The organism is Pseudomonadota bacterium (genome assembly GCA_027624955.1).
GTDB lineage: Bacteria > Pseudomonadota > Alphaproteobacteria > UBA828 > UBA828 > PTKB01.
The window spans coordinates 47,580-55,494 of record JAQBTG010000025.1 but is presented as its reverse complement, the minus strand read 5'-3'; the positions used below and the strand labels follow the sequence as shown (position 1 = coordinate 55,494).

Genomic DNA, 7,915 nt, shown 5'->3' with positions numbered 1-7,915 from the left:
GCTATCGTCCACCGGCTCCGGAAACCATCGTTCCGATGTACCAAAAGCCGGACATGCACTAACATTCAAACTGGACCACTCAAGTGGGGCTGATCACCACATCGTAAATCCACTATGATATTCATCGCTCACATTTGCCCAAGCAGGGGTCGATGCCGCCAACGCGACGAGCGAGGTAATCATCATTAAGTACAATTTTCGCATTGCCTGACCCTTTCGATGCAATTCACTTCATTCATGAATGCTAAATGAACACGGACAAACCAACCGCCGAATGATGCGTAGGGCGATCAAATGAGCCTGATCGAATGCGACCAATTTCATCGCCATATAGAGGCGCATATCGTCCCGCTCGCCGCCGTCGAGGTGGAGAAGAAACGTTCTGTAATCCATGTCCGCGCTCGCCTTTTTATGTGTGGGTGAATTCACGCTCCATGCTACGCCGCGCGCATATGAATCCCATGATATCGATCAATATTTTGAGCCTATTCGATTCTCAAACGCGGTATGCCTATCAGTGATGTTCCTAACCGCTCTGGCGTGGCGAAATTTCCATGTTGGTTTGTTGCTCGGGCTCAGCATGAAGCGCAGCGCAATGGGCGCCGACAGGCAGTTAAAGAGCGTCACGATAACCCTGCCCGCGAACGGCGCAGAGACTTCTTGCGAAAGCTGCTCAAGAAGCAGGGTTATGCGCCGAAGCGCATCACCACGGACAAGCTCATATCGTGCGCCGTCGCCATTCGCGAAGAAAGGCTGATTGCGGTCCACGATCAGGGATTGCGAGCGAACAACCGGGCGAAGAATTCACATCGGCCGGTTCGTCGACGCGAATGAAAACAACAGCGGTTCAAGTTGCCGGATCGGCCCAACGGTTCCTGTCAATCAACGTCGCCCCATTGCATCGAAAAGATTTCGCCGCGTCGCATGCCGGTATGTTAGGCGGTCATGACGATGGGCGTCAGATGGTCACTGAAGTATGTTAGTCTGGGCAAAAGTGGGTAGTGGCGCTCTTGCCGCCACAGGTTGGCCGAACGCCGTTCGCCAGTGAGCTTTTGGTCCCGGTCAGCGAGCACGATGAAAAACGTCGTTCGGTCCTCGTCGGACAACGTCTGGGGCGCGAGACTGCGGTCCACCGAAAGTTTTTTTAGGCCCGCCAACGGATGGTACCTGAGAAAGCCCCATTCCACGGCCTTGCTCAACACGGCCCTGATGACAACGACGTTTCTGTTGATGGTGCCGGGGCTCGCATTTGCCGCAAGCCGTTTGTTCCGCCAATTTTCGATTGAGTACTGGTTGATCTCGTCCAGGATCAGTTTATCCCACTCCTTGAAGCGGCGAAGTTGGCCCTTTTGCCCGGCGGGATCTTTCAGATGGTGCTCGGCCCAAGGAAGGTCGTGCTCGTCTAAAAACCGCACCAACAGCCATTGCTCTCGCTTACTCTCAATCGGCAAGCTCTCAAGGCGAGTTTGGGCGATGAGTTCCTCGGCGGCTTTCCGCGCTTCAAATGGTGCGACGGCCGGATGCTCACCAATACGGACTTTTCGCTGTCGACGATTGCCCTTCCTCGCGCTGCCCTTAAAAGTAACCGCGTAATATGTGATGAACCCCGAACGCTGTTGTCAGGCGACAAATCCACGCAAGGCCGCGTCTCCAAATTTACGGACTTTCTCCGGTTTTGCCTGGGCGATCCGTCCGATAAACGTATTGTTGATCTTTACGGTCATGATATTCTCCTGTCTCGCTGTTGGAGCATAACTTTTTCCGAGACGCTCCGAGGGCAGAGGTCACAAGTTCGAATCCTGTCGGGTGCGCCAATTCCGTCCGTGATGGTTTTGGCAAGCGGTGTGCTGGGGCATTGTCTAGGGCGTGATTGCGATGACAGGTGAAGTGACAACCCAGAGCGGCGCCAAAGAGCTGCCGCGTTCGGCGCGGGTTGTCATTGTCGGTGGCGGCGTCATTGGCTGTTCTGTCGCCTATCATTTGACCAAGCTCGGCATTTCGGATGTTGTTCTATTGGAGCGCCGCCAACTGACCTGCGGCACCACCTGGCACGCTGCCGGTCTGGTCGGCCAATTGCGCGGCTCACAGCGCATGACCCAGTTGGCGAGATACACCGCCGAGCTGTACCGCGGCCTTGAAGCTGAAACCGGCCAGGCCACCGGATTCAAACAAACTGGTTCGATCTCGATTGCCACCAATGAGGCGCGCTTTGAAGAGCTTAAGCGCAACGCCTCGATGGCCAAGATATTCGATCTTCAGGTCGATGTGATCGGCCCTGAAGAGGTTAAGGAGCGCTACCCGCTGATCAACGTCAAAGACGTGCTCGGCGCCGTCTATATCCCGTCCGATGGCAAGGCCAATCCAGTTGATGTTACCCAGGCGCTAGCCAAGGGCGCGCGCACCGGCGGCGCGCTGATCCGCGAGAATTGCAAAGTACTGGCTATCCACCATGACGGCGAGCGCGTCACCGGCGTGCACACCGACGCCGGCGAGATTGCGGCCGAGACGGTGGTGCTGTGCGCCGGCATGTGGACGCGTGACCTGGCCGCAACAATCGGCGTCAATGTGCCGCTCCATGCGTGCGAGCATTTTTATATTGTGACCGAGGCTTTTGACGGCGTCACGCCGGACCTGCCGGTGCTGCGCGACTATGACGCCTGCGCTTACTACAAAGAGGATGCGGGAAAAATTCTACTTGGCGCCTTCGAGCCGCACGCCAAGCCATGGGGCATGGACGGCATCCCAGAGGATTTTAGCTTCGATGAACTGCCCGAGGATTTCGATCATTTCGAGCCGATCCTGACCCAGGCGATGCACCGCATGCCGGCGCTCGCCGATGTCGGCATCCAAACGTTCTTCTGCGGCCCTGAAAGCTTTACCCCGGATGTGCGCTACCATCTCGGCGCGGTGCCCGAACTCGCCAATTGCTTCGTCGCCGCCGGCTTCAACTCGATCGGCATTCAGTCCGCCGGCGGCGTCGGCCAGGTACTCGCTGAATGGATTCGCGACGGAAGCCCGCCGCCGGACCTGTGGGAAGTCGATGTCAGGCGCAATCTGCCATTCCAAAGCAATCGTCAATATCTGCGCCAGCGCGTCAGCGAATCGCTCGGCCTGTTATACGCCATGCATTGGCCGTTTCATCAGGCCGAGACCGGACGCGGCGCGCGCTGTTCGCCGGTGCATGACCGACTGGTTGCGCGCGGTGCCTGCCATGGCGTTGCTTTCGGCTGGGAACGACCCAACTGGTTCGCCCCCAAAGGCACCGATGCGCGCTATGAATATAGCTATGGCCGCCAAAATTGGTTCGGCCCTTCAGCCGAGGAACATGCCGCAGTGCGCGAGGCGGTCGGTCTTCTGGACCAATGTTCGTTCGCCAAATTCCGCCTTCAGGGCCGCGATGCCTGTCGCGTGCTGGATCAGGTTGCGGCCAACCATATCGATGTGGCACTGGGGCGTGTGGTCTATACCCAATGGCTCAACGAGCGTGGCGGTATCGAGGCCGACCTGACAGTCACCCGGCTCGCCGCCGATGATTTTCTTATCGTCACCTCCGGTGAATTCCAGATACGTGATTTCCACTGGCTCAAACGCCATATTCCGGACAGCGCTCATGCAGTGCTAACCGACGTCACGTCCGGCCTCTCCATGCTCGGCGTGATGGGGCCGCAGGCGCGCGATCTGCTGCAATCGCTGAGTCCGGACGATCTTTCCAACGACGGTTTTCCGTTCGGCACCAGTCGCGAGATCGAGCTTGGCTTCGCTATGGTGCGAGCGTCGCGCATTAGTTATGTCGGCGAGCTCGGCTGGGAGCTTTACATCCCGAGCGAATTTACCACCGGCGTCTTCGATGTTCTGGTCGAGGCCGGGGAATCGTACGGGCTGCGCCAAATCGGCATGCATGCGATGAATTCGCTGCGCATCGAAAAGGCGTACCGCCATTACGGCCACGACATCACCGACGCCGACACGCCGCTCGAAGGCGGACTCGGCTTTGCCGTCAAGTTCGACAAGCCAGGCGGCTTCATCGGCCGCGACGCGCTCAAGCGCCAGCGCGAGACGGGGTTGAGCAACCGCCTGGTTCAATTCCTGCTCACCGACCCCGATCCGATGCTCTATCACAATGAGCCAATCTGGCGTGACGGGGAGCTGGCCGGCTACGTACGCTCGGCAATGTACGGCCATACGCTCGGCGGTGCTGTTGCTCTGGGCTATGTCGAGAACCCGGACGGCGTCGATTCCGACTATGTGAATTGCGGCACCTACGAAATCGAAATCGCCGGCGTGCGTTCTCCGGCGACCGCGTCGCTGCGCCCGCTCTACGATCCAAAATCCGCGCGCATCAAGGCGTAACGCCGGCGCCGAATCTTACCGCCGGCCGGAATCCGTGCTGGGCTACCTGAGTAAGCCGATCGACGCTGCGCTCGGCAGCGTGTTCAGCGCGCGTTGAGGCCTTAGGCGCGCGCGGCGAGAGCGGACTTAAATCCCCGCGCCGCCATTGCGAACCCGCCGTCCGAACCATCGATAAAATGCACATGTTCGCTTTGCGCCATGTTGAACACCAGGCAGGTCATCAAGGCGGCACGGGCAAGGTGAACGCCGTAAACGAGATGCCCGTTATCCTGTTCGTGCTTTAGATATGTCTCGATGCGCTCGGCTTGATCTTCACTTACATCCAGCACCATCCGTAGAACGCCGTCATATTTTCGAAAGTCGGTGTTTGTACGAAGCTCGTCTCGGTAAATAGGCGCATTGTACGATCCGGCGTGGCGATCGAATCGTTCGCACCAAAACTGGATCAGAGACGAGATCCAAACGGCGAAGTAGCTCTTCAAGAACGACCGGTCGCCGGCCGTGGCGCGCGCTTCCAACCCAAGGCCGCGCGGTGGCCATCTAAATTTCATGGAGCCGGCGCTCGCCGGGGCCGATTCTTGCAGGTGATAGCCGAGTAAATCCCTGATCTTCAGTAAGACGTCGCTCAGCAATCCGCTTTCGTCCGCCGGGTTGCGGTTGGTGCCTTGAATCATGATCGTCATCATGAGTCCGTTTTGCGGCGCCAGCGGTTCCCAGCGGCACGACAAGCCTTCAAGGTCGGGTTCGCCAACTTCGGATCGGGACTCAAGCAGGTACGGGCTACCCGGTGGAGAGTTCTTCAACAGACTGTCACAAAGATCGATGCCGCCACCGGTGAACATGGCCAGGTAGTTTCCCACACTGAGCTCTAATTTACGAACCCGCACGTCGACGCCCTGCGCCCGCAAATCCGCAACCGGTATCGCGCCGACACGCAATGTTAAGCCGAAAGTTTCCTGCGACATCGCCCTGAGGCCCACGAGCGCATCGCAGGCAGCTTCGCGCAACGAGCCGGGTACGACGACCGTTCCCCCGTCCCCGCCGAACACAAATGGCGCTTCGATGTCGCCGCAGATGTTGAGGAGAGCCGTGATCGAGGCCGCCCCCACCATATTCACATTCTTGTAGAGCCCCGCCTCGATTGCCCGGGTTGATCCCTGAACATCGGTAAGCATGACGATCCAATCGTCGGGCAACGGCAGATAGGCGTCCAGCTCGACAAACTCGCCGAATTCGTAGAACGGCTCCAGCTCGTTATAGAACAGGTCGGAATTTCCGGATTTGGTAGGGTCTGTGGTCATGTATCCATCACTGAGAGGGTTCCCGCCGTATTTCTAGCTAGAGCGGATGCATCTTATCGTCGTCACGCAATTTGGCATAGCGCGCTGAGCGCATGACCACGCCGGTGATCAATTGCGCGGCGCTAAAACGCCACGCCCGGCGATGAGGTCCGCCGCCTTTTCTGCGATCATGACCACTGCGGCGTTGATATTGCCACGCACGAGTGTCGGCATCACTGAGGCGTCAACGACACGCAGGCCCTGAGTACCGCGAACCCGCAGTTCTGGGTCCACCACGGCCATTTCGTCGTCATCGGTCCCCATGCGGCAGGTGCCGAGAGGATGGTGCACGGTGATCGCTGTGTTGCGGATCACTTCGTCGATCGCTTCATCCGAAACCTTATCACTGCCGGGCATAATTTCCTTGGCGATGAATGGCGCGAGCGGGCTCTGCGCAGCGATGTCGCGGGCAATCCGCACGCCAGCACGGAGTGTCCGCCAATCGGCATCACGGGCAAGAAAATTCTGCCAGATGCGAGGATGCGCCGTCGGGTCGGCTGAAACCAGGCTCACCGTGCCGCGGCTTTCCGGCTGCAGCATGACCAGGCGGGTGGCAAAGCCATCGGCAAACGGCTGCTTGAAGGGTTTGAAATAGGGCCCGGCGCCGAACGGCGCGGCGGTGAAAAGATATTGCAGATCTGGCAATACAACATCGGGCCCACTCTTCAAAAAGGCGACAACGCCGCCCGGCACGTCGGCGGCAAATCCCTTGCCGAACAAATAGGCCTTGGCGAGTTCGCGGACGATTCGATCGGCGCGCATGTTGCGGTGGAACGGTCCTGGCTCGCGGCGTTGATATAGGAGGACAACCGACACATGGTCGCGCAAATTCTTGCCGACACCTGGCAGCGCCACTTCAACCGGGATGCCCTGCGCCTTCAACTCAGCCGCATCGCCAATGCCCGAGAGCATCAGCAATTGCGGCGTATTGATCACCCCGCCCGCGAGAATCACTTCGCGCTCCGCCCGCACCGAGTGGGTTTGGCCGTCTTTCACATAGTCCACCCCGGTCGCGGTGCCGCCTTCGAAATTGACGCGCGTGGTCAACGCCCGGGTCTTGATGGAGAGGTTTTGCCGCCGCAACACCGGGCGCAAATAAGCGGACGCACCGCTCGACCGCCGGCCGTTCCGAATGGTCATTTGCAAGCGCCCGAAGCCCTCCTGCTTTGCTCCATTATAGTCATCGGTCCAGCCGAAACCGGCTGCCTGGCCGGCCGCAGCGAAGGCTTCGACCAGCGGGTCGCGGTAACGGCAGAATTGCGTGCCCAGCGGTCCCGACCCGCCGCGATAATCACCGCCGCCGCCTTCCCAGGTTTCCTGCTTTTGGAAATATGGCAAGGCATGGGCATAGGACCATTCGCTGAGGCCTGATGCAGCCCAACCATCGTAATCCGCCGGATTGCCGCGCACATAAGCCATGGCATTGGTTGACGATGAGCCACCGATAACCTTGCCGCGCGCGCACTCCACCCGGCGGCCATTTACATTGTCTTCGGGCTCACAATAATACCCCCAATCATGCAGCCGACCCTGCAATATCTTGCCCCAACCAAGCGGAATATGTATCCACGGATCGCGGTCCCAGCCGCCGGCTTCCAGCACCAGCACGCTGACACCGGGATCGGCCGACAGTCGATTCGCCAAGGTACAGCCCGCCGAGCCCGCCCCGACAATTACATAGTCGTAGCTGTTGGGCGGACTCATTCCGCCATGCCGACGGCCGTGCAGGACAGCGCTTTCGGTGCTTCGCAGATAATTCTTAAATTGGCGCGCCGGCCGGCACGCAACGCGGCCAGATTTAAATCAGCGCGAGTCGCCCGCCAATTGGCGGCAACGCCGCAGAGGATATTTTCTACCGCCATGCGCCGTCCGCCGTCATGCCGATAGATCAATGTGCCGTCATCTAAATCCCGATCCAGTACGATCACGGCCTCACCCCCGGCCGGAATCGACGCGATGTCCTGGGTGACGAAATGGGCCAGCACGAGCTGACAGGCGAGGCGAGATGTCGCCGTCGCACTAACGATCTCAAGGCGCACCGGCGCGCTTGGCCCTGACGGCTCGGCGGCCCGTCCACTGAGCGGCAATAGGATGAGCACGAGCAGCCCAATATAAACAAATGCTTTGCTGAACACTGAAATAGTTTCGGCCTACTAATTCTCGGAATTTCTCCTGCGCTTCAATGTATCATGATTCTCGCAGCGTCAGCCAACCTGCCCGAGTGG

General features: G+C 59.1%; 7 protein-coding genes. 1 reads left to right on the top strand and 6 read right to left on the bottom strand.

Features of this window, described 5'->3' with window-relative positions:
- Positions 1–231: 231 nt before the first annotated feature.
- The 3 genes from O3A94_11055 to O3A94_11045 form a co-directional block, all read right to left on the bottom strand.
- Entirely contained in the window at positions 232–393 is a 162-nt protein-coding gene (locus O3A94_11055; GenBank protein ID MDA1356790.1) for a hypothetical protein, read from the bottom strand.
- Between the two features lie 78 nt (positions 394–471).
- Complete coding sequence (locus O3A94_11050) at positions 472–768, bottom strand: hypothetical protein (GenBank protein ID MDA1356789.1); 297 nt, start codon at positions 766–768, stop codon at positions 472–474.
- Positions 769–935: 167 nt separating this feature from the next.
- Positions 936–1,418 (bottom strand): hypothetical protein, encoded by a 483-nt coding sequence (locus tag O3A94_11045; GenBank protein ID MDA1356788.1) that lies wholly within the window; start codon positions 1,416–1,418, stop codon positions 936–938.
- A gap of 457 nt (positions 1,419–1,875) precedes the next feature.
- Here O3A94_11045 and O3A94_11040 point away from each other — a divergent pair, with 457 nt between their 5' ends.
- Entirely contained in the window at positions 1,876–4,350 is a 2,475-nt protein-coding gene (locus O3A94_11040) for an FAD-dependent oxidoreductase (GenBank protein ID MDA1356787.1), read from the top strand.
- A 101-nt stretch (positions 4,351–4,451) separates the two neighbouring features.
- Here the strand turns inward: O3A94_11040 and O3A94_11035 are convergent, their stop codons facing one another.
- The 3 genes from O3A94_11035 to O3A94_11025 all read right to left on the bottom strand — a co-directional run bounded on the left by O3A94_11035 (position 4,452) and on the right by O3A94_11025 (position 7,825).
- Complete coding sequence (locus tag O3A94_11035) at positions 4,452–5,651, bottom strand: DUF3095 domain-containing protein (GenBank protein MDA1356786.1); 1,200 nt, start codon at positions 5,649–5,651, stop codon at positions 4,452–4,454.
- 108 nt (positions 5,652–5,759) lie between these two features.
- Entirely contained in the window at positions 5,760–7,394 is a 1,635-nt protein-coding gene (locus tag O3A94_11030; protein ID MDA1356785.1) for a choline dehydrogenase, read from the bottom strand.
- Positions 7,391–7,825 carry a hypothetical protein gene (locus tag O3A94_11025; GenBank protein ID MDA1356784.1) on the bottom strand — a complete coding sequence of 145 codons (435 nt, stop codon included), beginning with the start codon at positions 7,823–7,825 and terminating at the stop codon, positions 7,391–7,393. Before O3A94_11025 ends, O3A94_11030 begins: the two co-directional genes overlap by 4 nt.
- Between the last annotated feature and the right edge of the window lie 90 nt (positions 7,826–7,915).

Bases quoted from the DNA above. Each gene is read 5' to 3' on its own strand.
- O3A94_11030 (MDA1356785.1), bottom strand. From the start codon at position 7,394: ATGAGTCCGCCCAACAGCTACGACTATGTAATTGTCGGGGCGGGCTCG.
- O3A94_11055 (MDA1356790.1), bottom strand. From the start codon at position 393: ATGGATTACAGAACGTTTCTTCTCCACCTCGACGGCGGCGAGCGGGAC.
- O3A94_11035 (MDA1356786.1), bottom strand. From the start codon at position 5,651: ATGACCACAGACCCTACCAAATCCGGAAATTCCGACCTGTTCTATAAC.
- O3A94_11040 (MDA1356787.1), top strand. From the start codon at position 1,876: ATGACAGGTGAAGTGACAACCCAGAGCGGCGCCAAAGAGCTGCCGCGT.